This is a genomic window from Pararobbsia silviterrae, assembly GCF_003628125.1.
GTDB lineage: Bacteria > Pseudomonadota > Gammaproteobacteria > Burkholderiales > Burkholderiaceae > Pararobbsia > Pararobbsia silviterrae.
In genome coordinates, this window is the sequence record NZ_RBZU01000002.1 from 139,179 (window position 1) to 162,963 (window position 23,785).

A 23,785-nucleotide genomic window follows, 5' to 3' on the forward strand; every position below is an offset into this window, starting at 1 on the left:
GCCTTGTACACGCGGATCGTGACGGTCGTGTGACCCTGCTTTTTAGATGCGGCCGGTCAACAACAGGATGATGACGACGATGACGACGATGCCGAGCAGGCCCGTGGGACGATAGCCCCAGCCGCCACTATACGGCCACGCGGGGAGCGCGCCGATAAGCAGCAAAATCAGAACGATGAGGAGGATGGTGCCTACAGTCATGAGCGTCTCCTGAGCGCGTCGGCCGCCACGAGAGGCGGCCGGCGCACAAGCGGTCGGGCGCGTGGGCCGGACGATCGATAAGCGCGACGCGATCGCGTCGCGGGCTTACGATCGGGACAGCACGCGCTGTACCCGCGCGCCCCGTCGGACGGGGCGCGGTAGACGCCGTCAGGCGCTCAGAAGACCGAGCGGAACAGCCAGAAGAGACCGGCCGCGAGACCGATCGACGCGGGGAGCGTCAACACCCAGGCGAGCAGGAGGCTGCGCACCGTCGACCACTGAAGGCCCGAGCCGTTCGCGGCCATCGTGCCCGCGACGCCCGACGATAGCACGTGCGTCGTGCTGACCGGCAGCCCATAGACGTCGGCCGCGCCGATCGTCGCCATCGCGACGAATTCGGCCGCGGCGCCCTGACCGTAGGTCAGATGCTGCTTGCCGATCTTCTCGCCGACCGTCACGACGATGCGCTTCCAGCCGACCATCGTGCCGAGGCCGAGCGCGAGCGCGACGGCGACCTTGACCCACGTCGGGATGAACTTCGTCGAATGGTCAAGCGCCGATTTGTAGTTCGCGAGCACCGCGTGGTCCGCTTCGCTGAAGACGGGTTCCTTCGCCTTGTCCATCAGGCGCAGCGCTTCGGACGCAAGGTACATGTCGTTGCGCACGTTGCTGATATTGCTTTGCGGGATTTCGGACACGGCGCCCGATTGCGCGATGTTCTGGCCGATCTGGTCCGTCAGCGCGCGCAGCGCCGGAATCGTGCTCGGCTGGAGCGTGTGCGACTGGATATAGGTTTCGACGTCGGCGCGCGGGTCCGTCGATTGCGCGCCGGGCGTCGCGTACTTGCCGATGACGTCCGAGGCGCTGTGCGTGATCGCGATATAGGTCTGGGTCTGGCTCGCGTCGACGGCCTTGTTCAGCGCGAATGCCGTGGGCACCGTGCCGATCAGGATCAGCATGATGAGGCCCATGCCTTTCTGGCCGTCGTTCGAGCCATGCGCGAACGACACGCCCGTGCAGGTCAGGATCAGCAGGCAGCGGATCCAGAACGGCGGCGGCGAATCCTTCTTCGGTTCCGCATAGAGTTCGGGCTTGCGGATCAGGGCTTTCATCGCGACGAGCAGCAGCGCCGACAGCAGGAAGCCGACGACCGGCGAGAACAGCAGCGCCTTGCCGACGTTGACGGCCTGGTTCCAGTCCACGCCGCTCGTGCCCGTCTTGACCGCGAGGGCTTGATTCATGAGGCCCACGCCGATGACCGAACCGATCAGCGTATGCGAGCTCGACGACGGCAGGCCGAAATACCAGGTGCCGAGATTCCAGATGATCGCCGCGATGAGCAGCGCGAACACCATCGCGAAACCTTGCGCGCTGCCCACGCGCAGGATCAGTTCGACGGGCAGCAGTTGCAGGATCCCGAATGCGACGGCGCCGCTCGAGACGAGCACGCCGACGAAGTTGAACACGCCGGACCAGACGACCGCGACGTTCGGCGGCAGCGAGTTCGTGTAGATGACCGTGGCGACCGCGTTCGCGGTGTCATGGAAGCCGTTGACGAACTCGAAGCCCAGCGCGATCAGCAGGGCGATGCCCAGCAGGACATAGGGCAGGCTCGATCCGAGCTGAACGGGACGCAGATCGTCGGCGAGATGGCTACCGACATACGCGATCCCGGCGATGAGAAACAGGGCAAAGACGCCGAGGCTGACCTTACGGCCTAGCGCGGCGCGTGCGGCGTGTGACGAAGATGCGGAAAGCTCAGACATGCGGGGCTCCTCGGGGGGTAGAGCGTGTATGAGACTGGGATCGGGAGGACGGCACGCGGCGCGCGAACGCGCGCACGTGAACTCGAATAAATATCAAGGCCGCGTGACCGATATGTGACGATGGTGCCCGATGCGGGTAAACAGGGATGCGGCGAGGGATGCCGATCCGAGGACGAAGCCGTCTGGCCGCGTGAAGGATAGCGCGGGCAGCGGCACGGAACAGGGCGGGGCGAAGCGCAGGTCTGCAGAACGCCATCACGAGGCGGGCGGCGATCCAGGATCGGGTCGAGGTCGGGCGCGTGTCGAGAGGGGGCGCGCTAACGCGTTCTGCGGCGGTTTATGCGGCCTGCAAGCGTTCTGTGCGGTGCACAAAGTGGAACGCAGTATGCTTCCCGATGGCGGTTTGGTCGCGTGCGGCTTAGTCTGGAACAAAGCGTGAACCGGAGAGCAGCCTATGCAGCGTGTGCTGGAACTCGTCTTTCGTCCGACCGTGCCCGCGACCCGCCTCGCCGCGACGGGCGTTTCCGCCGCCGCCGCGCCGGCTGCGCCCGCGAATTCATTGACGGATGCACCGGTCGGGGCCTCGCCCGATGTCGCGCGCTGGCTTGCCGTGCTCGCGAATCATGCCCCGCTCGCGGGCGTGCGGCACGATCAAGCGAAATTCGCGCTCGAATTGCACCACTGCGACGATCCGCCGAGCGGCGACCCCGCCTGGCAATGTCTGGTCCTCGACGCGGGCGCGCGGCGCTTTGCGATCGCCGTCCACGATTGGCCCGTATTGCCCGGCTTGCGCGTACGGTCGTGGGAGCCCGTCGCGCTGACGCGCGACCAATTGCCCGATTTCGCCGGCCAATGCGGGGACGTGCCGTGGCGCGCCGACGTCGAGCGGCACTGGTGGCGGCTCGATCACGACGGCGCGCCGCTGACGATCAGCCTCGACGCGGGCGTGCTCAGCGCGCCCGCGACGCGCGACGGGGCCGGAGCGGACGGCGGGGACGGTGAGAACGGTGAGGACGGCGCGGGCCGTGCAGGCGGCGAGCGCCGGTCGTTCGTCGAACTGCGGATCTCGCTCGAACTTGCCGACGTCGACAATCCCGACGACGCGGCGCCCGATCTTTATGCCTCGCCCGACGCCGATACGCGTATCGAACTCGCGGCGCGCGCGGTCCGGCTCTTCGATCTCGCCCTCGAACTCAACGCCGACGGCTTGTTGACGCTCGTCGAGCACGATGCGCTGACGCGTGCCTCGCAGTCGGCCGACAAACCGCGCAAGGCCGGACCGATCGACTTCGGCGCGCGTCAGACCTATGCGTCGCTCGCCGCGGCGGTCGCGCGCAATGTCTTCGCGCAATGGATCGCGAACGTACAGGGCGTCGTCGAGGGGCAGGCGATCGAGTACGTGCATCAGATGCGGATCGCCTTGCGGCGGATGCGCACGGCCTATCGGTTTTTCGGACCCGAGCTCGATGCCGCCGCTTTGGTGGCCGAACAGAAGGAGCTCAAATGGATCGCCGCGTTGCTCGGCGATGTCCGCGATTGGGACGTGCTCGCGGAGGAGACGTTCGAAGCCGTCGCGCGCGCGGCGCGCGAGGCGAGCGCCGAGAGCCCGGCCGATGTGCAGGCACGCGATGCGGCGCAATGGGACGCGGCGCGCGGGCGCGTCGCCGCCCATCGCGCGCGCGCCGCGCAGGCCTTGCGCGAGGCGATGACGTCGCCGCGCTACGCGCGGCTCGTCATGCAGATCGCGCGGCAGGTGGCGGTGCTCGTCGCGCAGGCGAAGAACCGGCGTGCGCGGCCGCTGAATCCCGACGCCCGGCGCGTGTTGAACAAGCGCTATCGGAAGCTCGCGCGCGTCGCCGATCTCGCATCGTTGACGCCCGACGCGCGGCACCAGGTCCGGATCGACGCGAAGCGCCTGCGCTATGCGATCGAGTTTCTGGCGCCGGCGCTCGACGGGCGCGCACGCCGGCGCATGATGGCGCACGTATCGGTCTTGCAGGACACGCTCGGTTCGGCCAACGACGCGATCGTCGGCCGCCGTTTGCTCGCCGAGGTCGAACTCGACGCGGCCGTGCGGATGTTCACGCAAGGCTATTTAAGCGCGACGGAGGCACACGGCGTATCGGGCGGGAAGCGCGAGCTCGACAGGATCCGGGCGAAGAAATAGGGGTCGAGAAACGATATGGATCGGGACGTTCCGCGCGAAGGCGGCGTGATCAGGACGTCGGACCGCGTGCGTGAATCGCGGTCAGGTCGTCGACGAGCCGCGATGTGGCGCGGCCGTCGCGATGCCAGCGCGCGCGGATAAACGGCCGCTCGTGGCCCGACAGGTCGAGCGCGATCGAGGTGACCCAGCGCTGGGTCGGCACATGGACGCCGTGCAGCGCGCCGATCAGCGCGACGAGGCTCAACGAGACGAGGATCGGATGCGGTGTCGGCTCGCTCGGCGCGGGCCGCGCTTCGAGCCGGCTCACGAACACGCACGCGAACAAGGCGCCGAGCGCGCATCCCGCGACGATCTCGGAGATCGAATGGGCGCGTACCACGACACGCGACGCGCCGATCGCGAGCCCGAATCCGAGGCCGACCAGAAAGCTCGCGCGGCGCACGACGATCGGCGCGTTGATCAGCACGACGCTGAACATCACCGGGAAGACGAGCGTGGACAGCACCGCATGCCCGCTGATGCCCGTGAAGTCGATGCGCCGGATGCCGACGCCCCAGCCGAGGAACGCAATTTTCGTCGCGATCGTGAGCGCGCCCGCGAGGGCGAGCGCGGCGAGCCATTCGACGGCGGCCCGTAGCCGCATGCCCGCCGCGAGCCATGCGGCGATCGCGAGCGCGACCGGGATGGTCACGGCCACGCCGCCGAAACCGGTCAGCGTGAACCACAAAGGGGTCGGAAGCAACGACGTCGAACTCATGTTTTACAGGCAACGACCACGTGATCCGCATGGAAACAGCCATGCGCAAATGCGAGTATAAACCGCCGATTTTTTCGCCGCCGCCGCGGAATGCGCCGCTTTTTGGCGCAGTTTCTCTGACGCCTTTTTCTGCAAAAGCAGCGCGCGCCAAAAGATGTTATGGTGCATTGCACAACCGCCGGAAACCACGGTGTTCGTGTCCAGCAGCGGTCGAGCGTCGACGCGATCTGTCGACGCCGGACCGAGACGGGACGCGAACCGCGACTGAACCGGAGAACACATCATGGGCAAGAGTTTGACTTCGACCTGGCTGCGCGGCCTCGGCAAGATTGCGCAGATCCAGATGCGCGCGCTGCGCAATGCCGCGAAGCGCGGCGAGCGCGCGGTTTGGGATATCACGCAAAGCACGCTCGGTACGCAGGCTTCGTCGAGCATCAAGGCGAAATCGAGCACGGCGTCGGCCAAGAAAGCGGGCGCGGCCAAGGGGTCGGGCGCCAAGGGCGCGTCGGCGACATCAAAACGGCTTGACCCGCTCGGCGTGCGGCCGACGATCGGCAAGACCGTCAAAGCGCGCGGCAGCAGCGCCACACGATCGAAAGCCTCGCCGGCGACGACTTCGCAAAGCGTTCGAAGCGCGGCGAGCGTTGCGCGCACGCGCGCCAAACCCGCCGAGTCGCGCGTGCGGCCCTCGCGTCATGCGTGGCTCAAGGGCGACTGGTCGCGATCCTTTCACTCCGCGCCGCCCGCGCCCGGCGATCTCGTCAACCATCTCGGCTACGGCATCTATGTCCCGCCCGCGAAGGGCGGGGGCGGGAGTGGCAATAAGCGGCCGCTCGTCGTCATGTTGCACGGCTGCAAGCAGACCGGAGAGGAATTCGCGCAGGGCACGCGGATGAACGCGATCGCCGACGAATACGGCTTCGTCGTGCTCTATCCCGAGCAGTCGCGCGTCGCGCATCCGCATCGCTGCTGGCATTGGTATGACGCGTCGGAGCGCGCGGGCGGTCACGAGGCGCGGTCGATCGTCTCGTTGGTCGAGGCCGTCATCGAGCGGTACGACATCGACGCGTCGCGCGTCTATGTCGCCGGCATGTCGGCGGGCGCGGGGATGGCGGCGCTGCTCGCGATCCGGTATCCGCAGGTGTTCGCGGCGGTCGCGCTGCATTCGGGACCGGTCATGGGCGACGCGCACTCGGCGATGTCGGCGCTCGCGACGATGCGCCGCGGCACGCGCGACGACCCGCTGCATCTCGTCGGGGGACTCAAGGAATTTGCCGATCATCCGGGCATGCCCGCGATCGTCGTGCACGGCGAGGATGACGATGTCGTTTCGCCGCGCAATGCCGACCAGCTCGCGAGCCAGTTCGTTCGCCTGAACCGGCTCGTCGACGCGAGCGGGAAACGTTTGCACGGCACGGCCCGCGACAGCGCGCCGGGCGGCGTGATCCGCCACGACTGGCTGCTCGACGACGTGCCGGTCGTACGCGATTGCCGGATCGCGGGCCTGCGCCATGCGTGGAGCGGCGGCGATGGCGCGATGCCGTTCCATGTGTCGGACGGGCCGGATTCGAGCCGGCTGATCTACGATTTCTTCCGCCTGCACCGGCGGACGTCCGGCGTGGCGCTCACGCCGCCGCAGACCGTGCTGATCGCCTGATTTGCGCGTGCGTTTATCGGCTTCGGCCTTGGATCGGGCTGCCGAACGCCGAACGTGCCTTCGATGGGACGTCCCATCGCACGCCCCATCAGGCCTGAACGGGGCCGTTGGCGTGGTGGCGCCCCGGCCGCGCAGCGGGCGTGACGGACCTGATCGACAGGGATTTTCCCGCCTCGCCTCGTCGGCACAGCACGGCGAGGCGGGATGTGTTGCGCCGCAAAAAATAAACCGAATTCGAATATTTTTCGTCTTTTCAAGATCAGGGTTTTCACCTAGAATGCGTACCTAGGGAAAACACTTAGGCGATGGGTCCGGCAATTCGGATCGGTCGCAGGACTCGAACCGGCGCCCGATCGGCGCCGTCAGCAAGGAGCAGCACCATGTACGCACTGTGGAAGATCGTCAACGAACTCACGAAGAGCGCCGAACAACGCCGTCTCGAACGTGAGGAAGCCTACCTCGCGGAAGCCGTCGACCTCTACGACCTCGAAGCCCGTATGCGTGATCTCGACCGCCAGGCCTCGAAGCGCACGGGATGGATGGGTTTCAACGCCTAAGCCACGCGCGAGCGCCCCGATAGGCGCGATTCGGGCGGCGCGTCAGCCGAGATGCACCGGATGCCGCATGTTTCGAAACGCGCGTTTGACGCTGCACAGCTAGACTTGCCCGGCGAAGCCGAGCGCGGCGCGAATCTGATGGAGCGCCGACGGATCCTCGATCGTCGTGAGATCGCCGGGTTCGCGGCCTTCGGCGAGCGCCGCGATCGCGCGCCGCAGCAGCTTGCCTGAGCGCGTTTTGGGCAGCAGCCCGACGAACAGCACGCGCGCGGGCCGCGCGACCGAGCCGAGCTGCCGGTCGACCGTCTGCATCAACTCTCCCTCGAGCGCGAGGCGATCCATCGCCTGTTCGGCCCGCGTGGGGTCGCGCAGCACGACGAAGCCGAACGCGACCTGTCCCTTGACGGTGTCCTTGACGCCCACGACCGCAACCTCGGCCACGGCCGGGTGACGCGAGAGACTTTCCTCGATTTCGCGCGTCCCGAGCCGATGCCCCGCGACGTTGATCACATCGTCGGTGCGCCCGAGAATCGTCACGAAATCATCCCCATCCTGTACGCCCCAGTCGAATGTCGAATAGGACATCCGGCCGATGAAGTTCGACCAATACGTCTTGATATAGCGCTCGTCGTCGCGCCAGACGGTCGTCATGCAGCCCGGCGGCAGCGGATAGTCGAGCGCGATCACGCCTTTCTGCCCGGCCGCGCAGACCGCGCCCGTGCGTTCGTTGCGCACGCTGAGCCGATAGCCGTAGACCGGCACGCCGGGCGCGCCGAGTTTGGGCGCCGGAATCTCGACGCCATCGATCGCGCGCGGCAGCGTGAGCATCGGCCAGCCGGTCTCGGTCTGCCAGTAGTTGTCGATGACCGGCTTGTCGATCGCGCGCGCGATCCAGGTCGCCGTCGGCTCGTCGAGCGGTTCGCCCGCGAGAAACAGCGCGCGCAGACTCGACAGATCCGACGCGCGGAGCAGGGCCGGATCCTGTTTCTTGAGCACGCGGATCGCGGTCGGCGCCGTGAACATCAGGTTGATCTTGAGCCGTTCGACCATGCGCCACCAGACCCCGCCGTCGGGCCGCACCGGCAGTCCTTCGTAGAGGACCGTCGTCATGCCCGCGAGCAGCGGCGCGTAGACGATATAACTGTGTCCGACGACCCAACCGATATCGGACGCCGTGAACATGACGTCGCCGGGCTTGCCGCCGAACAGATAGTCCATCGACGTCGCGAGCGCGACCGCATAGCCGCCGACGTCGCGCTGCACGCCCTTGGGCCGGCCCGTCGTGCCCGATGTGTAGAGGATGTATGAGGGTTCGTTCGATTCGAGCCATTCGCACGGCACGATCGGCGTCGGCTCGCCGGGTTCGGGCGCGCTCGGATAGACGGTGTCGCGGCCCGGAAAGAGCGGCATCGGCGCGAGACGCCGATCGACGAGCAGCACCTTGGGCTGCGGCGCTTTCGATTCGAGCAGCGCATCGTCGAGCAGCGGCTTGTAGGGGATTACGCGTCCCGCGCGCGATCCCGCATCGGCGCTCACGATGAGCACGGGTTCGGCGTCGTCGATGCGCGTGGCGAGATTGCCCGCCGCGAAACCGCCGAACACGACCGAGTGAATCGCGCCGATCCGCGCGCACGCGAGCATCGCGAACACGGCCTCGGGAATCATCGGCATGTAGATCAGCACGCGATCGCCGCGCTGCACGCCGAGCGCGCGCATCGCCGCGGCCATCCGATTCACTTCGACGAACATTTCCGCAAAAGTCAACCTGCGCTCGGCGCCGGTTTCGGTCGATATATAGACCAGCGCGTCCTGTGCGCCGCGTTCGGGCAGATGCCGGTCGAGCGCGTTGTAGCAGAGATTGGTCGTGCCGCCGACGAACCATCGGGCGAAGGGCGGTCGTGAGTCGTCGAGAACCTGGGTGAACGGCGTATGCCAGTGAATCCGGTCGGCTTGCCGGCCCCAGAAGGCGGCAGGATCGTCGACCGAATGCGCGTGGAAACTCTTGTAGCGGGTCATCAGCGGCTTCTCCGGTCCGGGGGTTTTCCCGGGGGAACCGGGCAATCGGGACAATCGCCACGGCTGATCGGCTTCGTGCGCAAAGGCCGGGACCTTGGGCCGGCCGATCGACAGCGCACACATGAGTCTTATTAAAACTGCGCCGGCAAGGCGCGAATAGAGCGGGATTACCATGAACGAGAATGACAATCCGTTTGCCGAGCAGGTCGCGTTCGGGACGGACAACTTCGCGGAAAACCCCGAGCCGCGTTGTCCTTGCGTGCTGTTGCTCGACCGGTCGGGTTCGATGGAAGGCGAGCCGATCGAACAACTCAACGCGGGTCTCGAACATTTTCGAGAAGAGCTGACGGCCGACACGCTCGCGGGCAAACGCGTCGAAACCGCGATCGTGACCTTCGGGCCGCCGAACGTCGAAGTGCCGTTCCATACGATCGAACATTTCGTGCCGCCCGCCTTGAGCGCGCAAGGCGACACGCCGCTCGGCGCGGCCGTCACGCTTGCGCTCGATCTGCTCGAGGCGCGCAAGGCCGAGTACCGCGCGAACGGCATCGCGTTCTATCGTCCGTGGATCTTTCTGTTGACCGATGGCGAACCGACCGACGACTGGCGCGCCGCGGCCGCGCGTGTCGCCGAAGGCGAGGCGAACAAGAAGTTCGCGTTTTTTGCCGTCGGGATCGAGGGCGCGAACATGGACGTGCTGCGCCAGTTGTCGGTGCGCACGCCGTTGGGCCTGCAGGGCCTCAAGTTCCGCGAGCTGTTCCAATGGCTCTCGAATTCGATGCGTTCGGTTTCGCAATCGGCGCCGGGCGCCGAAGTGCGTCTGCAGAATCCGTCGGGTTGGGCGCTCGTGTGAGCTGGCGTTATGTGAGCGCGTCCGCGACCGGCACGTCGCATGTGCAGGCGGGCGAGTCGTGCCAGGACGCGAGCTTCGTCGCGGTCGCATCGGGCGCCGACGGCGCCGAGTGGCTGATCGCGCTCGCGGCCGACGGCGCGGGTAGCGCGCGTTACGGCGCGATCGGCGCGCGCATCATGTGCGAGACGGGCGGACGCTTTTTATGCGATCGCGTCGAAGCGCGCGGCGCGTCCGCGCTCGACGTCAAGCTCGCGGCCGCCTGCGTGCGGCATGTACGCGCCGAGATCTCGCTCGCGAGCACCTGGCAGCGCGCGCCGGCGCGTCAATTCGCGTGCACGCTCGTCGGCGCCGTGATCGGGCCCGAGCGCGCGCTCGTGTTCCAGATCGGCGACGGCGCGGTCGTGGTGCGGTCGCCGGATCGCGCCGACGGCGCGCTGCGGCCGGTGTTCTGGCCCGACGCGGGCGAATATGCGAACACGACCTACTTCGTGACCGATCCTGACGCGGCCGCGCATCTGAACGCGGAGATCATCGCGGCGCCCGACGAGGTGTCGCTGCTCACGGACGGTCTTCAGCGCCTTGCACTCGTCTATGCGACGCGCGAGGCGCATACGCCATTTTTCGAACCGATGTTCGCGGCGTTGCGCGGCGTCGACCCCGCGCGCTGCGTGCAGCTCAACACCGATCTCGCGCGCTTTCTGTCGAGTGCGGCGATCAACGCGCGCACCGACGACGACAAGACGCTCGTCGTCGCGACGCGCCGCCGCAGGAGCCTGCCGTGAGCGTCGATGGATTCGATTCGATGCCGGCGGACGCGCACGCGTCGTCATCCGAAGTCGAGCGGGTTTTTGACGATGCAGGGCGCGAAGTCGCGCTCGGCGCGTTGCTCGGCGAAGGCGGGGAGGGCCGCGTCTATGCGCTGCGCGAGCATCCGGGTTCCGTCGCGAAGCTCTATCGCGAACCGTTGCCCGCGCGTCACCAGGCCAAGCTGCGTGCGATGACCGCGCTCGGCGACAGCTATCTGCGCACGATCGCGGCCTGGCCCAGCGGTGTGCTGTTCGCGGACGGCGCGCGTGTCGCGGGCTTCACGATGCGACGCGTCGACGGCTACGAGCCCGTCCATCATCTCTACAGTCCGGTTCAGCGCAAGCAGTTCTTCGCGCATGCGGACTATGCGTTTCTCGTCGCGGCGGCACGCAATATCGCGGCGGCGTTCGACGCGATTCATGCGCACGGTCATGTCGTCGGCGACGTCAATCAAGGCAATCTCGTGATACGCCGCGACAGCGTCGCGTGCTTTATCGATTGCGACTCGTTCGACATCCATGCGCTGGGCACACGCTTCGCGTGCGAAGTCGGCGTCCAGCATTTCACGCCGCCCGAGCTGCAGGCCGTGCCGTCGTTCGCCGAGGCCGCGCGCACGCCGAATCACGATGCATTCGGACTCGCGGTGCTCGTGTTCCATCTGCTGTTCATGGGACGGCATCCGTACGCGGGCATTCATGCGGCAGGCGATATGCCGATCGAGCAGGCGATCGCCGAGTATCGCTTCGCCTATGGCCCGCATCGCGAAGCGCGCGGCATGCAGACGCCGCCGCATGCACTCGCGCTCGAGACCGTGTCGCCGACGATCGCGGCGTTGTTCGAAGCGGCGTTTACCGAAGCGGGCGCGACGAATACGCGTCCGAGCGCGCGCGACTGGGTGCAGGCGCTCGATACGTTCGGCCGCAGTCTGCGCACCTGCGCGACCGATTCGATCCATCGTTTTCCCGCGCATCTGCGCGGCTGCCCGTGGTGCGAGATCGAGACGCGCACGGGCATGCAGTATTTCCTGCCGACCTTGCCCGCGGCCGGCACGCACCTCGCCTTGCCCGACAACGCGGACATCCAGCAGGTCTGGCAGCGCATCGCCGCGCTCGGCGATCCGGAGGGGCATCCCGATCTGGCGGCGCCGAAATCGACGTCGTCCGCGATGCGGGCCGCAGCGATGCGCGCGGCGGCCGATCGCGCGTCTTCTACGCTGACGTCGTCGGCGCACGGTGTGCATCCCTTGCGCATGCGCCGACGCATCGCCCATGCCATGGCGCTCGCCTGGACGCTGGCGTCGATCGTCGGCGCCGTCTTCGTGCCCGAGGCGCGGATCGGGCTCGCCGTGCTCTGGCCGTTCGCGTGGGTCGCCGATCTGATGCTCGCCGAGCGTCCCTATCGTCGCGAGTATCTGCGGCGGCGCGATGCGTTCGAACGCGCGCAGCACGAGTACGACGTGCTGCTTGCGCGCTATCGGAAGATCCGCCACTCGCGCGCGTTCGCCGACAAACTCCGCGCGCTCGAGCGCGCGAAGCGCGGACTCGATGCGTTGCCGCGCGGTTACCAGCGTGAACGGCAGAAGCTTTTCGCGCTCGTGCGCGAAAAGCAGCGCGACAAATTCCTGTCGGCCTATGTGCTTGCCGATACGAAGTTTGCCGCGATCGGGCCGGGCCGCAAGGCGACGCTCGCGTCGTTCGGCATCGAAACGGCGGCCGACGTCGTCGAGCCGATGCTCGGCAAGGTCAAGGGACTCGGCGAAGTGGCGCGCGGCGAATTGCTGGCGTGGCGCGCCGAGATCGAAGCGCGCTTCGCCTTCGATCCGCAAGGCGGGACCGATCCGCGCGATCTGCAATGGTTGAACCGCCAGTTCGCGAACCGTCGCGCGCGCGTCGAAAAGACGCTGCGCGAAGGACTGCGCGACCTTCAGAAGCTGGATATCGAGAATCAGCGCATGCGATTGCACGCCCTTGCCGAACTGCAAGGGGCGAGCGTTGCGCTTGCGCAGACCGAGGCCGACTATCGCGCGCTGACCGGTGCGCATCGGCGGCGCCGGTTACGTTGGCGGCTCCGTCGGGGGGCGGGGCTGCCGTGAATGCGTGCATGGCGTGGGCGTGAACGCACGTTCGATGGAATCGAACGTGTGTCGGGCCCGTTGCACCGCGCATTCGCGCACCATGTGCATTCGTCACGTTATCGAAGCCGAGGTCGATATGTATTCGTTCGCAGTACAGATTTACGCCAGCACAAGAAACCTATTCAAATACACGCATGGCTGGCGCGTGCGTTCCCGCGCGGCCGCGCTGGGATTGGCCGGTGTCTTGTCGTGCGCGGGCGCGCAGGCCACGACGGTCAATGTGACGGCGGCCGCGACCAATGCCGAAGAGAGCGGTGCGACCGCCGCACCCGCGACGGTCAATCTGTCGGCGTCGAACCTCGGGTTGCGCGATGCCTTGCGCGTGCTCAGCGCGAACAAGGCGCTCGTCGGTTCGGGCATATCGTCGTACGACATCGTGCTCGCTTCGGGCACATACCGGATCGCGTCGACGCTGACGGTCACGCTCGATCCGTCATGGAGCGGCACGACGATCACGATCTCGGGGCCGGCCGACGATTCGGCGATCATCACGGGTTCGCAGATCGTCACGGGCTTCAAGGCCGTGACGGATCCGAGCGCGCTCGCGCGCATTCCGGTCTCCGCGCACGGCAGCGTGCTCGTCGCATCGCTCGCGGCGAGCGGCGTGACGAATCTCGGCACGTTCAATCGGCACGGCTATGGGATCTCGATCACGCCCGCGCCGCTCGAAGTGTTCTTCCGGGATCAGCCGATGACGATCGCGCGCTGGCCGAACTCGGGTTTCGCGACCATCGCGTCGCTGCCCGGCGGTCCGACGGGACTCACCTTCACCGTCAGCGGCGGCAATCCGTCCGCATGGGCGAATGAACCGAACCTCCATGCGTTCGGATACTGGGCGCGCGACTGGGCCGACACGACGTTGCCCGTGCAGTCGGTCGACGCGTCGGGGGTGATCACGCTCCAGTCGCCCGCGCCGACCTTGGGGCTCGCGGTCGGCCAGCGCGTGTTCATCGAGAACGCGTTGTCGGAGCTCGATTCGCCGGGTGAATACTATGTCGATTCGAACGCCGGGCTGCTGTACTTCTGGCCGCCCGCGACGATGACCGACGGCGACGTGCAGGTCTCGGTCGCCGATTCGATCTTCGTCGCGAACAACGCGACATACCTGACGCTGCAGAACCTGACGCTCGATATCGGCCGCGGCGACGCGGTGCAGTTCAACGGCGGCGGCAAGAACACGGTCGATCATGTCGTGATCCGCAACATGGGCAATCGCGCGGGCGTATCGAGCGCGGGCGCGAGCGGATTCCAGTATGTGACGGCCTCGAACACGGGCGAGGGCGGAATCACGATCTATAGCGGCAATCGCACGACGCTGGCCGCGGGCAGCAGCTTCGTGACGAACAGTACGATCCACGACTATGCGCGCCGTTCGCGCGCGTATCGTCCGGCGATCAGCGTGTCGGGCGCGGGCGATACGATCACGGGCAACACGATCTACAACGGCCCGCACGCGGGTATCCTCTTCAGCGGCAACAATCACGAGATCGGCAACAACGAGATCTACGACGTCGTGACGGAGACCTCGGATTCGGGCGCGATCTACGCGGGCCGCGACTGGACCATGCGAGGCACGATCATCGAGGACAACTTCATCCACGATATCGGCTCGACCTCGGCGCCGAGCGCGACGATGGGTGTCTATCTCGACGACGAGTATTGCGGCACGATCATCCGTCGCAACGTGTTCTCGAAGGTCGGCCAGGCCGTGTTCATCGGCGGCGGACGCGACAACACGGTGTCGGACAATCTGTTCGTGAACCTGCTGCCCGCGATCAGCGCCGACTCGCGCGGCATGAGCTGGCAGGAACCCGACGTCGTGTCGACGACCGGCGTGTTCCAGACCGCCTTGCGCGCCGTGCCGTACAGCACGGCGCCGTACGCGACGCAGTATCCGACGCTGCCCGTGATCCTGACCGACATGCCCGGCGTGCCGCTCGGCAATACGATCACGCGCAACGTCGTGATCGACGGCACGCAGCTCACGGCCGATTCGGGCGCGCTCCAGTATCTGCAGATCGGGACGTGGTTCGGTTCGCCGGATGTCGTATTCGCGACGCCGATGTCGGACAGCGCGCGTGCGGTGTATTCGGACTTCGTGCTCTCGACCGCTTCGCCCGCGATCGCGCAGGGCTTCCAGACATCGCATTTCTCGCGCTGAGTGAAGGGGCGCGGCGTGCGTCCCGCGCGCGAAAACGCCGGCCTTAACAACGCGCGCCTTAACGACAGCGGCCGATGCGCCGGCGATCGCGAGATCGCCGAGGCATCGGCCGCGGGATGAAGCGAGGCGTCAGGCGGCGATCAGGCTGCCTTGGCCTTGCGCGCGCGTGCGCCTTCGATATTCGGCAGGAACACCGTGAAGATGCCGAACAGCGGCAGGAAGCTGCAGATCTTGTAGACCGTTTCGATGCTCGTCGCATCGGCGACATGACCGAGCACGGCCGCGCCGATGCCCGCGATGCCGAACGCGAATCCGAAGAACATGCCGGCGACCATGCCGACCTTGCCCGGAATGAGTTCCTGCGCGTAGACGATGATCGCCGAGAACGCCGACGCGAGGATCAGACCGATGATGACGGTCAGCACGCCCGTCCAGAACAGGTTCGCGTAGGGCAGCAGCAGCGTGAACGGCGCGACGCCGAGGATCGACACCCAGATCACGTACTTGCGGCCGAAGTGGTCGCCGATCGGGCCGCCGACGATGGTGCCGACCGCCACGGCGAACAGGAACGCGAACAGATAGAACTGCGTGGTCTCGACCGGCAGATGGAAACGGTCGATCAGATAGAACGTGTAGTACGAGTTCAGGCTCGCGAGATAGAAGTACTTCGAGAAGATCAGCACGAGCAGCACGAAGAGCGCGAACATGATGCGGCCTTGCGACAGCGTCGCGTGGCCGGCGGCGCGTGCGCGCGGCTTGGCGTGCAGACGCGCGCCCTTGTACCAGTGGCTCACGAACGTGAGCACGACCATGCCGACGAGCGCGGCGATCGCGAACCACGCGATGCTGTGCTGGCCGTGCGGCATGATGATCAGCGCGGCGAGCAGCGGTCCGAGCGACGAACCGGCGTTGCCGCCGACCTGGAACAGCGACTGCGCGAGGCCATGACGGCCGCCCGAGGCCATGCGCGCGACGCGCGACGACTCAGGGTGGAAGACCGACGAACCGCAGCCCACGAGCGCCGCCGCGAGGAGCAGCCATCCGAAGGTCGGCGCGAACGCCATGAGCAGCAGGCCCGTCAGCGTGAAGCCCATGCCGACCGGCAGCGAATAGGGCTTCGGATGCTTGTCGGTGTACAGGCCGACGACCGGCTGCAGCAGCGAGGCCGTGATCTGATACGTGAGCGTGATCAGGCCGATCTGGCCGAAGCTCAGTGCGAAATTCGACTTGAGCAGCGGATAGATCGCGAGAATCAACGACTGCATCATGTCGTTGAGCAGGTGCGAAAAACTGATCGCGCCGATGATCTTGAAGACGGTGCCTTCGTAGGCGGCCGCGGAAGCGGTCGCGGCTGACGCGGCGGGCTTGGACAGAGCGGTGTTCGCGGTTGAATTCATGGTTCCAACAGTGTGCTTTTCGGGATGGATCGGATTCGATTTTTTCCGATAGGCTGCAGAATAAATTGTCTTGTCCGAGAGTGTCGGACAAATTTTGTTGTAAACAGGACAAATGGGGCGACCGATCGGGGGACCGGCGATCGGGTTGCGCGGTCGCGCGCGGCGCTTTTGTGCCGGATGCCGTGCCGGGTGTCGGGGCAGGGCGCGCCGGATGGGCTCGCGCGGTCAGTGGGTGAGCGATCGATGCGGGGAGGCCGTGTTGGTCTGACCGGTCCGGTATGCCGTGCGCGTGGCGCGCGTTCCGGACCGGCCGACGCGGGTCGTATTCGAGCCGCGTTCAGGTCGTATTCAGGTCGCGCTCAGGTCGGGCTCAGTTTGCCTTCAGGCCGAGCGGGTCGGCGTCGTGCGCGTGAGCCGGGCCGCGGCGGCGCTCAGCACGCGCGTGACGCTGCCCCACCGGTCGCGGCGCGCGCGTCCGTGCGACTGGACCGTGAAGCGCGCGCCCGCGTGCTCGGCCGAGAGCCACGCTCGACGGCCGGCGGGCACTTTGATCCGATGTCCCGCGAGGAGCCAGAAGTCGTCCGCATGACCCTCGATCGTGACCCAGATCGGACCGCTGATCGCGCTGATCGTGGCGGCGCGCACGAAGCTCAGCGCTTGAGCGACTTGGGGTTCATCGAGTTCGAAAGTGCGAAGTTCATCCATGGGGTTCACCTGATGGGTCAGCGGACATTGGCGACATGCGAGTGACACAGACGGGACAACGACCCGGCGCATCCTGGACCGTCCTCGGTCGCCGGCCTGACAAGGGCGCCGAGCGGCGGGCTGGAGCGGGATCCGTATTTTGTCCACTTGACTTGTGACACATCTGCATTATTGATTGAGATATCTCACAATCACATGAACAGTTCCGAACAGTTTGACTAGACTGTTCAGTCATTTTGACGAACAGTCCAATCTTGGCCGCTTGCTCATGAAACTTGAACTCGACGCTTCGCTCGGCATTCCGCTGACCGACCAGATCGTCAACGGCGTGCGCACGTGGCTGCGCACGCCCGAGGCGCGCGTCGGCTCGAAGCTGCCGTCGATCCGCCAGCTTGCCGCGCAACATGGGATCAGCCGGTTTCCCGTCATCGAGGCGTACGATCGGCTCGTGTCGCTCGGCCTGGTCGATTCGCGCCAGGGGTCGGGGTTCTATGTCGCGGACCGGCGCGCGCACGCGGCATCGCTCGCGATCGTGAGTCCCGAACTCGTCGAGGAAGTCTCGGGGCCGGCCTGGCAGGCGGTTCAGCACGGTCCGGGCATGTTGCGGCTCGGCAGCGGATGGACGCCCGAGGACTGGCGCGACATGGAAGGGCTGTCGTTTGCGATCCGCCAGTTGGCGCGCATGGATCCGCGCAGTCTGATCGACTATTCGACGCCGCTCGGCAATGCGACGTTGCGCGAGCAGGTCGCCTTGCGTCTCGCCGTGCTCGGCATTCACGTGCATCCGCATCGGATCATGCTCACGCAGGGCGCGAGCCAGGCGCTCGACCTCGTGATTCGCTGGATGCTCAAGCCCGGCGACACGGTCTTCGTCGAGGACCCCGGGTACTACAACCTGCTGGGCCTGCTGCGGATCTCGGACGTGCAGATCGTCGGCATCCCGCGCACGCGGCACGGGCCCGATATCGAGGTGCTCGAGGCGAAGCTGCGCGAATACCGGCCCAAGCTGTTCTTCGTGAACACGGTGTTTCATAACCCCACGGGCACGACGATGTCGCCGCCGAATGCGTTCCGCGTGCTGCAGCTCGCGAAGCAGCACGCGTTCAAGATCGTCGAGGACGATGTGTTCGCCGATTTCCAGGTCGAGCCGACCGATCGGCTCGCGACGCTCGATCAGCTCGAAAGCGTGATCTATATCGGCGGGTTCTCGAAGACGCTCTCGAGTTCGCTGCGCGTCGGGTATCTGGTTGCCGATCCCGAGGCGATTCGGATGATGGCCGATATCAAGACGCTGACGAGCATCACGTCGTCGCGTTTCGCCGAGTCGATCGTGTCGTCGATGCTTGAGCGCGGCGCGTACCGGAAGTATCTCGACCGATTGCGGCGCCAGCTTGGCGAAGCCCAGGCGCGCGCGCTGCAGACGCTCGATCAGGCGGGCTGGGAAGTGTTCGGTCCACCCGTCGGCGGTCATTTCCTGTGGGCGCGCGTGCCGCATGTCGCCGATTCGCGCACGCTCTCGAAGTTCGCCGAACGGTTCGGTATCGCGATTCCGCCCGGACACGCGTTCCATTCCGATTTGCGCGCGACGCCGTGGTTACGCATCAACGTCGCCTATGCGAACGAAACGCGCGCGGTCGAGTTTCTGCACGAGGCCGCGGCCGCGGCGGAGCTTCGCATCGCGTAGCGCGGGTGCGGACCGCGATGCCGCCTTGCGTCGGAACGGTGTCGCCGCCGTGAAGCGCGGTATGCGGCTTGGCTGATTGCCGATTGAGGGCCGTCGACCGCTGACCGCCGATTGCCGTCGACGATCGATCGTCGAGCCGTGCTTACGCGCGGCGGAAGCTCTCGCGATAGGCATTCGGCGTGACGCCGAGCCGCTTCGTGAAGACGATCCGCATGCGGTCGGCGGTGCCGAATCCGCTTTCGTAGGCGATCGTCTTGAGCGCCATGTCGGTGCTTTCGAGCAGGTTGCGCGCGGTGTCGACGCGGGCGCGCTCGACGAATTCGTGCGGCGTGACGTCGGCGAGCTGCACGAATATGCGCGCGAAATGCCGCGGACTCATGCCGGCCACGCTCGCGAGCTGATTGACGGAAAAGCGCTCGCGGATATGGTCCATCACATAGACCTGGACCTTGGCCACGGGCGAGGTCTCGTCGGCGGGCGCGCTCAAATACGGGCTGAACTGCGATTGGCCGCCGCGCCGCTGCGCGAACACGACGAGACGCTTGGCGACGGCGAGCGCGACGTGCGGCCCGTGATCCTCGGCCACGAGCGCGAGCGACAAGTCGATGCCCGCGGTGACGCCCGCCGACGTCACGAGCGCACCGTCGCGGATATGGATGCGGTCGAGTTCGACGCGCGCGCGCGGAAACTGCGAGGCGAGCGCGGGTGCGTTTTGCCAGTGCGTCGTCACGTGCCGATCGTCGAGCAGACCCGCATGACCGAGCGCGAAGGCGCCCGTGCAGACAGAGCCATATCGCGCGCAGCGCGATGCGCGGTGCGTGAGCCACTGCACGAGTGCGGGCGTCGGCGCGTGGTCGGGCAAGGTCGGGCCGCCGGCGACGAGCGCCGTATGGACGCCGTGCGGATCGGCGTCGTCGAACGCGCGATCGGGCAGCATGCGGATGCCGTTCGATGCGATGACGGGCTCGCGATGCTCGGCCACGAGTGTGATCGAGTAGCCCGCATCGGGGCCGACGAATGCGTTCGTTTCGGCGAACACATCGAGCGGGCCCGCCACGTCGAGGGCCTGCACGCCGGGGAAAATCGCGATCGCTACTGCGCGCATACGGGATCCGTTTGTGGGTCGGGTTCGTCGGGTCCATCGTTCCGGCGCGCCATCCGCGATGGCAGAAGCCGACGTACGGTTGGCAGCGTTCGCCGGTCCTTTGCGATTGTCCGGATCGGGCCGCGCGGCGACACTGTTTTCCATCGACGCATCACCGCATGAACCGCGACGCAAGCATACACGTTCGCCCGATTGCGCCGATGCGGGGTGGGCGAAGACGAGCGGGGCGATCCCGGCGCGTCGATGTCCGCTCCTAACGGGCCGCGCGCAGCGCGCGTCGGCCACTGTCCTGTCCATGGAGAACATTCGATGAGCACGCGCATTGCCGGTATTCAGATCCCCGATAGTCAACTCGCACGCGCCGCGACCGAACTGGTGCGCGATACCGAGAACGACTTGCTCTTCCACCACTCGCGGCGCGTGTTCCTGTTCGGCGCGCTGACGGGCGAGCGCAAGCAGCTCAAATACGATCCCGAGCTGCTCTATATCGGCGCGATGTTCCATGACATGGGGCTGACCGATGCCTATCGGAGCAAGACGGATCGCTTCGAGGTCGACGGCGCGAACGCCGCGCGCGACTTTCTGCGTCAATACGGCGCGAGCGAATACGACATCGAGCAAGTGTGGCTCGGCATCGCCTTGCATACGACGCCGGGCGTGCCCGAGCATCTGAAGCCGAATGTCGCCCTGGTGACGGCGGGCGTTGAAATGGATGTGCTGGGTCTGGCATACGACGACTTCACGCCAACGCAGCGCATCCAGGTTTGCGCGGCGCATCCGCGCGAGGCGGACTTCAAGAACGCGATCATCGACGCGTTCGCGGGCGGCACGATCGACAAGCCGTTGACGACGTTCGGCAACGTCAAGGCCGACGTGCTCGAACTGCGCGATCCGAGCTACAAGCGTTTGAACTTCTGCCAGATCATCCTGGGTTCGGCATGGGACGACGTCAACGGCGCGCATGTGCATCACGCCGGATGCGGCCACGATCATACGGCGGCATAGACGAAGTCGCGCGGGCATGCCGGACGCGCCAAAGGAGAAGACGGCGTTGTGCGGATGGATCGCCGTATCGCGCACGGTCGGCCACGCGTTTGACCCGAACGCGTGGCCGATACGCTCGGGTCGCAGGCGTTCACGAGACGCATCGGACCCGGGCGAGCATCGACGGCGGTATCGATAGACAGGCTTATCATCGACGACGCACCGCACGCACCGCACGCACCGCACGCACCGCACGCACCACGCGCACCACGCGCACCACGCGCACCACGCGCACCACGCGCACCACGCGCACCACACGCACCACACGCACCACACGCACCACACGCGTGAAAGCGACATGCATTTGACACGTGGATACCGTTTCGGCGCGCCACGCCGCGGACCCGACAAAATGCTGTCACGCGAGCGCCCGGCGACTCCTATACTTTTTGAAGGAGACAACCCCCGGCGCCGCGTGTTCGACGATTTGCCGATCCGACGATCGGACGATCCGAACGCGCAGGCCCGGATAACCCGGAGCGTTTGCTATGACACAGGTCGCACAGATACTCAGTTCGAAATCGAGCCCGCAGGTCGCTACGATCGACGCGCAGGACTCGGTCTATGACGCGATCAAGCAGATGGCAGAGAGGGGCATCGGGGCGCTGGTCGTGACGACCGGCGGAGAGATTGCGGGCATCGTGACCGAGCGCGATTACGCGCGCAAGGTCGTTCTCAAGGACCGGTCGTCGAAGAGCACGAAGGTCGCGGAGATCATGAGCAGCGCGGTGCGTTACGTGAGCCCGCAGCAGACCTCGCAGGAATGCATGGCGCTCATGACCGAGCACCGGATCCGGCATTTGCCCGTGCTCGACAAGGGCAAGATGGTCGGCATGATCTCGATCGGCGATCTGGTCGCCGACATCATTTCCGAGCAGCAATTCACGATCGAGCAGCTCGAGCAATACATCACCGGACGCTGAGCGGGCGCGCGCGTCGATGCGTACGGGCCCGCGCGCGGCCGCGCGGGCATGGTCCGTGCGCCTCATCGGGCATACGACTCGATCCGTCGTCGGTACGACATGACGCGGCGCTCGCGTGCGAGTTTGAACGCGTGCGCTTATGCTAGGGTCTTCACTAGGTGCAACGGATGCGCGCGGGCGACACGTTCATGTGTCATCGGCGCGTCATCCGAGGCGCGAGGCTGCCGACCGTAGTCCGACGACCCGACTCCATGACTCGATCTTCCTTGGTTCGCGAAACGCGGAACCGCCAGACGCTGCGCGCGATTGCGCTGTACGAAGGACTCAAAGGGGTGGCCGCGCTCGCGGCCAGCATCGGACTGCTGAGTCTGCTTCATCACGATCTCCGGCATCTCGTGTCGGAGCTCATCGGCTATTTCGGGCTCGACCCCGAGCGTCACTATCCGGCGCTGCTGCTCCACTATGCCGACATCCTGACGACGGGGTCGGATATTCGCGCAATCGTGCTCGTCGCGTTCGCCTATGCGGCGCTGCGGATCGCCGAAGGCTACGGACTCTGGCATGACCACGCATGGGGCGAATGGCTCGGCGCGGTGTCGGGCGCGATTTATCTGCCCGTTGAAATCTGGCATCAGTTTCATCGGCTGTCGTGGACCGGCATGCTGATCTTTATCGCGAATCTGGGCATGGTGATCTTTCTCGTCGTGCGGCTCTGGCGCCGTCGCGGCGGTGCGGCCGCGATGGTCCGCAAGACGATCTAGGCGCGCGGCCGTTTCAAGCGCGCGTGCGTCGCGGGCAATTTTTTGTCCGATCGATGATTCGGATCCCCCTCATTTTTCCCTTCTCGTTTTCCGCGAAAATACTGTATAAATACACAGTATCAGCGAAGCGGTCCGTTGCCGGCCCCCGGGCAGGCCGGACCCTTTGCCGTCTTTGAAAACGGGGTTGGGGATGGCTGTTCAAATCGCGGCGGTGCGTGCGGGGCCGGAGTTGCCCGCTCATCTCGCGCGTCAGGTCTGGCGCGGCAATGCGCTCGGCCATGCGGCGCGCGGCAGCGTGCCGAGCGGACACGCCCCGCTCGATGCCGAACTGCCGGACGGCGGCTGGCCGCGCGCGGCGCTGACCGAGCTGCTCGGCGTGCGGCCCGGATGCGGGGAAATGCGTCTGCTCGCGCCCGCGCTCGCCGGCTTGACCGCGCACGCGCGCTCGCCGCGCCACGCGGTCCTCATTGCGCCGCCGTATACACCCTATGCGCCGGCGCTCGCGGCGGCCGGCATCGCGACCGACAAGCTCGTCTGGATCGACGTTCAGGGCGCCGATGCGCTCTGGGCCGCCGAACAGGCTTTGCGGCACGACGGCGTCGGCGCCGTGCTGCTCTGGCTGCCGCGCGTGCAGGCCGCCGCGCTGCGGCGATTGCAGGTGCTCGCGCAGGACGGCAATGCGGTCGCGTTCCTGATGCGCCCCGCGACGGCGGCGGCCCAATCGTCGCCTGCACCGCTGCGGCTGCGGTTCGAACCCGCCGATGTCCGCGATACGGCGCTGCGCGGATTGCACGCGGTGTCGAATCGGACGCGGCTTCCCGAGACGGACGCGCCCGTGCGCACGGCGGCGGCCGATGGACTCGAACGCGCGGGGCTCCGGATCGAGATCGTCAAGCGGCGCGGGCCTGCGATGGCGGTGCCGCTCTGGCTCAGGCTGCCCGTGCGCGTCGCGCCGTCCGTGCACGAGCGTTTCGACGCGTCCGACGTGTCTGGTGTGTCCGAAGTAGCGGAGATCGATCATGGTCTGGATCGCGGTCAGCTTGCCGCTGCTGCGGCTCGAAGCCGTACAGCCTCCGCAGCCTGACCGGGT

General features: G+C 66.5%; 20 protein-coding genes. 12 read left to right on the forward strand and 8 right to left on the reverse strand.

Features of this window, described 5'->3' with window-relative positions:
* Positions 1-42: 42 nt before the first annotated feature.
* Positions 43-201, reverse strand: coding sequence for a DUF3309 family protein (locus D7S86_RS06015; RefSeq protein ID WP_121084563.1), 159 nt, complete (start codon positions 199-201; stop codon positions 43-45).
* A gap of 176 nt (positions 202-377) precedes the next feature.
* Positions 378-1,967, reverse strand: a complete 1,590-nt coding sequence (locus D7S86_RS06020; RefSeq protein WP_121084565.1) for an inorganic phosphate transporter — start codon at positions 1,965-1,967, stop codon at positions 378-380.
* A gap of 454 nt (positions 1,968-2,421) precedes the next feature.
* On the opposite strand from D7S86_RS06020, the gene D7S86_RS06025 reads away from it, so the two are divergent.
* Positions 2,422-4,134 carry a CHAD domain-containing protein gene (locus D7S86_RS06025; protein ID WP_121084567.1) on the forward strand — a complete coding sequence of 571 codons (1,713 nt, stop codon included), beginning with the start codon at positions 2,422-2,424 and terminating at the stop codon, positions 4,132-4,134.
* Positions 4,135-4,183: 49 nt separating this feature from the next.
* Here the strand turns inward: D7S86_RS06025 and D7S86_RS06030 are convergent, their stop codons facing one another.
* Positions 4,184-4,876 carry a phosphatase PAP2 family protein gene (locus tag D7S86_RS06030; RefSeq protein WP_240648008.1) on the reverse strand — a complete coding sequence of 231 codons (693 nt, stop codon included), beginning with the start codon at positions 4,874-4,876 and terminating at the stop codon, positions 4,184-4,186.
* 298 nt (positions 4,877-5,174) lie between these two features.
* Between D7S86_RS06030 and D7S86_RS06035 the strand changes: the two genes are divergently transcribed.
* Both D7S86_RS06035 and D7S86_RS06040 read left to right on the forward strand, forming a co-directional pair.
* Positions 5,175-6,548, forward strand: coding sequence for an extracellular catalytic domain type 1 short-chain-length polyhydroxyalkanoate depolymerase (locus tag D7S86_RS06035; RefSeq protein ID WP_240648009.1), 1,374 nt, complete (start codon positions 5,175-5,177; stop codon positions 6,546-6,548).
* A 380-nt stretch (positions 6,549-6,928) separates the two neighbouring features.
* The gene (locus D7S86_RS06040; protein WP_121084571.1) at positions 6,929-7,105 is read left to right on the forward strand and encodes a DUF3563 family protein; all 177 of its coding nucleotides are present in this window, start codon (positions 6,929-6,931) and stop codon (positions 7,103-7,105) included.
* Between the two features lie 99 nt (positions 7,106-7,204).
* Here D7S86_RS06040 and D7S86_RS06045 read toward each other — a convergent pair whose 3' ends face one another.
* Entirely contained in the window at positions 7,205-9,121 is a 1,917-nt protein-coding gene (locus D7S86_RS06045; RefSeq protein ID WP_121085236.1) for a propionate--CoA ligase, read from the reverse strand.
* Positions 9,122-9,293: 172 nt separating this feature from the next.
* Between D7S86_RS06045 and D7S86_RS06050 the strand changes: the two genes are divergently transcribed.
* The 4 genes from D7S86_RS06050 (at position 9,294) to D7S86_RS06065 (ending at position 15,076) form a co-directional block, all read left to right on the forward strand.
* Entirely contained in the window at positions 9,294-9,974 is a 681-nt protein-coding gene (locus D7S86_RS06050) for a vWA domain-containing protein (protein ID WP_121084573.1), read from the forward strand.
* On the forward strand, positions 9,971-10,756 hold the full coding sequence (locus tag D7S86_RS06055; RefSeq protein WP_121084575.1) for a PP2C family serine/threonine-protein phosphatase: 786 nt from the start codon (positions 9,971-9,973) through the stop codon (positions 10,754-10,756). The genes D7S86_RS06050 and D7S86_RS06055 overlap by 4 nt, the downstream gene beginning before the upstream one ends.
* Positions 10,753-12,873 (forward strand): helix-hairpin-helix domain-containing protein, encoded by a 2,121-nt coding sequence (locus tag D7S86_RS06060; RefSeq protein WP_121084577.1) that lies wholly within the window; start codon positions 10,753-10,755, stop codon positions 12,871-12,873. The genes D7S86_RS06055 and D7S86_RS06060 overlap by 4 nt, the downstream gene beginning before the upstream one ends.
* Before the next feature lie 118 nt (positions 12,874-12,991).
* Positions 12,992-15,076, forward strand: coding sequence for a right-handed parallel beta-helix repeat-containing protein (locus tag D7S86_RS06065; RefSeq protein ID WP_147432238.1), 2,085 nt, complete (start codon positions 12,992-12,994; stop codon positions 15,074-15,076).
* A 140-nt stretch (positions 15,077-15,216) separates the two neighbouring features.
* On the opposite strand, the gene D7S86_RS06070 is transcribed toward D7S86_RS06065, so the two are convergent.
* Positions 15,217-16,473, reverse strand: coding sequence for an MFS transporter (locus D7S86_RS06070; protein WP_121084581.1), 1,257 nt, complete (start codon positions 16,471-16,473; stop codon positions 15,217-15,219).
* Between the two features lie 381 nt (positions 16,474-16,854).
* Complete coding sequence (locus D7S86_RS06075; RefSeq protein ID WP_158601870.1) at positions 16,855-17,178, reverse strand: DUF2917 domain-containing protein; 324 nt, start codon at positions 17,176-17,178, stop codon at positions 16,855-16,857.
* Positions 17,179-17,446: 268 nt separating this feature from the next.
* Between D7S86_RS06075 and D7S86_RS06080 the strand changes: the two genes are divergently transcribed.
* Positions 17,447-18,862 carry an aminotransferase-like domain-containing protein gene (locus D7S86_RS06080; protein ID WP_121084585.1) on the forward strand — a complete coding sequence of 472 codons (1,416 nt, stop codon included), beginning with the start codon at positions 17,447-17,449 and terminating at the stop codon, positions 18,860-18,862.
* A gap of 142 nt (positions 18,863-19,004) precedes the next feature.
* On the opposite strand, the gene D7S86_RS06085 is transcribed toward D7S86_RS06080, so the two are convergent.
* Positions 19,005-19,967, reverse strand: a complete 963-nt coding sequence (locus D7S86_RS06085; RefSeq protein ID WP_121084587.1) for a GlxA family transcriptional regulator — start codon at positions 19,965-19,967, stop codon at positions 19,005-19,007.
* Between the two features lie 309 nt (positions 19,968-20,276).
* Between D7S86_RS06085 and D7S86_RS06090 the strand changes: the two genes are divergently transcribed.
* Entirely contained in the window at positions 20,277-20,972 is a 696-nt protein-coding gene (locus D7S86_RS06090; protein ID WP_121085237.1) for an HD domain-containing protein, read from the forward strand.
* A gap of 187 nt (positions 20,973-21,159) precedes the next feature.
* On the opposite strand, the gene D7S86_RS30110 is transcribed toward D7S86_RS06090, so the two are convergent.
* A complete protein-coding gene (locus tag D7S86_RS30110) occupies positions 21,160-21,315 on the reverse strand; it encodes a hypothetical protein (protein ID WP_240648010.1) in 156 nt (51 codons plus the stop codon).
* 184 nt (positions 21,316-21,499) lie between these two features.
* Here D7S86_RS30110 and D7S86_RS06100 point away from each other — a divergent pair, with 184 nt between their 5' ends.
* From D7S86_RS06100 to imuA, 3 genes are all read left to right on the forward strand, one after another.
* Positions 21,500-21,934, forward strand: coding sequence for a CBS domain-containing protein (locus D7S86_RS06100; protein WP_121084591.1), 435 nt, complete (start codon positions 21,500-21,502; stop codon positions 21,932-21,934).
* Between the two features lie 251 nt (positions 21,935-22,185).
* Positions 22,186-22,695 (forward strand): DUF2127 domain-containing protein, encoded by a 510-nt coding sequence (locus D7S86_RS06105; RefSeq protein ID WP_121084593.1) that lies wholly within the window; start codon positions 22,186-22,188, stop codon positions 22,693-22,695.
* A 190-nt stretch (positions 22,696-22,885) separates the two neighbouring features.
* Positions 22,886-23,779 carry a translesion DNA synthesis-associated protein ImuA gene (gene imuA / locus D7S86_RS06115; protein ID WP_121084597.1) on the forward strand — a complete coding sequence of 298 codons (894 nt, stop codon included), beginning with the start codon at positions 22,886-22,888 and terminating at the stop codon, positions 23,777-23,779.
* Positions 23,780-23,785: the final 6 nt, after the last annotated feature.

Coding starts and splice junctions, on each gene's coding strand:
- D7S86_RS06025 (WP_121084567.1), top strand. CDS start 2,422: ATGCAGCGTGTGCTGGAACTCGTCTTTCGTCCGACCGTGCCCGCGACC.
- D7S86_RS06035 (WP_240648009.1), top strand. CDS start 5,175: ATGGGCAAGAGTTTGACTTCGACCTGGCTGCGCGGCCTCGGCAAGATT.
- D7S86_RS06065 (WP_147432238.1), top strand. CDS start 12,992: ATGTATTCGTTCGCAGTACAGATTTACGCCAGCACAAGAAACCTATTC.
- D7S86_RS06045 (WP_121085236.1), bottom strand. CDS start 9,121: ATGACCCGCTACAAGAGTTTCCACGCGCATTCGGTCGACGATCCTGCC.
- D7S86_RS06085 (WP_121084587.1), bottom strand. CDS start 19,967: ATGCGCGCAGTAGCGATCGCGATTTTCCCCGGCGTGCAGGCCCTCGAC.
- D7S86_RS06015 (WP_121084563.1), bottom strand. CDS start 201: ATGACTGTAGGCACCATCCTCCTCATCGTTCTGATTTTGCTGCTTATC.
- D7S86_RS06105 (WP_121084593.1), top strand. CDS start 22,186: ATGACTCGATCTTCCTTGGTTCGCGAAACGCGGAACCGCCAGACGCTG.
- D7S86_RS30110 (WP_240648010.1), bottom strand. CDS start 21,315: ATGCATGTCGCTTTCACGCGTGTGGTGCGTGTGGTGCGTGTGGTGCGT.
- D7S86_RS06075 (WP_158601870.1), bottom strand. CDS start 17,178: ATGGATGAACTTCGCACTTTCGAACTCGATGAACCCCAAGTCGCTCAA.
- imuA (WP_121084597.1), top strand. CDS start 22,886: ATGGCTGTTCAAATCGCGGCGGTGCGTGCGGGGCCGGAGTTGCCCGCT.
- D7S86_RS06080 (WP_121084585.1), top strand. CDS start 17,447: ATGAAACTTGAACTCGACGCTTCGCTCGGCATTCCGCTGACCGACCAG.
- D7S86_RS06100 (WP_121084591.1), top strand. CDS start 21,500: ATGACACAGGTCGCACAGATACTCAGTTCGAAATCGAGCCCGCAGGTC.
- D7S86_RS06090 (WP_121085237.1), top strand. CDS start 20,277: ATGAGCACGCGCATTGCCGGTATTCAGATCCCCGATAGTCAACTCGCA.
- D7S86_RS06020 (WP_121084565.1), bottom strand. CDS start 1,967: ATGTCTGAGCTTTCCGCATCTTCGTCACACGCCGCACGCGCCGCGCTA.
- D7S86_RS06070 (WP_121084581.1), bottom strand. CDS start 16,473: ATGAATTCAACCGCGAACACCGCTCTGTCCAAGCCCGCCGCGTCAGCC.
- D7S86_RS06050 (WP_121084573.1), top strand. CDS start 9,294: ATGAACGAGAATGACAATCCGTTTGCCGAGCAGGTCGCGTTCGGGACG.
- D7S86_RS06040 (WP_121084571.1), top strand. CDS start 6,929: ATGTACGCACTGTGGAAGATCGTCAACGAACTCACGAAGAGCGCCGAA.